3 protein-coding genes are annotated in these 777 nt (G+C 73.4%); 2 read left to right on the top strand and 1 reads right to left on the bottom strand.

Annotated elements, in window-relative coordinates; genetic code table 11:
• Both CTKZ_RS20825 and CTKZ_RS21835 read left to right on the top strand, forming a co-directional pair.
• Positions 1-216 (top strand): integrase core domain-containing protein (locus tag CTKZ_RS20825; protein ID WP_148090546.1); only part of this gene is annotated, 216 nt, incomplete at its 5' end.
• Between the two features lie 44 nt (positions 217-260).
• The gene (locus CTKZ_RS21835; RefSeq protein WP_160142949.1) at positions 261-536 is read left to right on the top strand and encodes a hypothetical protein; all 276 of its coding nucleotides are present in this window, start codon (positions 261-263) and stop codon (positions 534-536) included.
• 52 nt (positions 537-588) lie between these two features.
• Here CTKZ_RS21835 and CTKZ_RS21830 read toward each other — a convergent pair whose 3' ends face one another.
• Positions 589-774, bottom strand: coding sequence for a zinc finger domain-containing protein (locus tag CTKZ_RS21830; protein WP_443090087.1), 186 nt, complete (start codon positions 772-774; stop codon positions 589-591).
• Between the last annotated feature and the right edge of the window lie 3 nt (positions 775-777).

The raw sequence follows: 777 nt of genomic DNA, 5'->3' as shown, positions 1-777 counted from the left end.
CGGCCGCACTGCCCCTGGACCAACGGCAAGGCCGAGCGCCTCAATCGCACCCTCGCCACCGAGTGGGCCTACTCGCGCGTGTTCACGACCAACGACGAACGTGCCGCACTCTTGCCCACCTGGCTCGAGCACTACAACCTGGACCGACCCCACCTCGGCATCGGCGGCCAACGCCCCATCGACCGAGTCAACAACGCAGCGGGTCAGTACACCTAGCGCCGGACCAGCGGCGGCCCACCAACCAGAGGTGGAGGTCCACCATGACGTACCCGACCCCCGAGCTGGTCGCCTCCGGCGTCCCCTACACGGTCCGCACGGTCAACGACCGGTCCCCGTCGAGCATGAGCGACTTCGACGGCCTCGTCGCCGTCTTCGTCGAGGGCGTGACCGGGGCGCACGTGATCCACGGGATCAGCGCCCACGCCGACGGCGTCGTGCGGCTCTTCGAGAAGAGCGAGGACGGCGTGGGCAAGGACATCCGCACCTGGGACATCCACCCCGGCACGACCGCCGGGTTCACCGCGACCACACGCTGACCCGCACACTCACCCGCGCGACCGCGGCCGCGGCCGGCGCGCCGGTCCGGCCTCAGTCGTCCGACGCGCGCGACGCCTCCTGCGCGGCGAGCGTCCGACGGCGGTGCGGCGGCCGCTGCACGCGGTCCGCCGTCCGGCACGGCTCCCCCGGCGCGGCCCCGCAGCGGGGGCAGGTCACGGCCTCGTCCTGGACCACGTCGCTCATGCCGGGCAGTGTCCGTCGCGCGGCGCGCGACACGCC

Origin of the sequence: Cellulomonas algicola (genome assembly GCF_003851725.1) — a bacterium.
Lineage (GTDB): Bacteria > Actinomycetota > Actinomycetes > Actinomycetales > Cellulomonadaceae > Cellulomonas > Cellulomonas algicola.
This window is presented reverse-complemented; position numbering and strand designations above follow the sequence as displayed.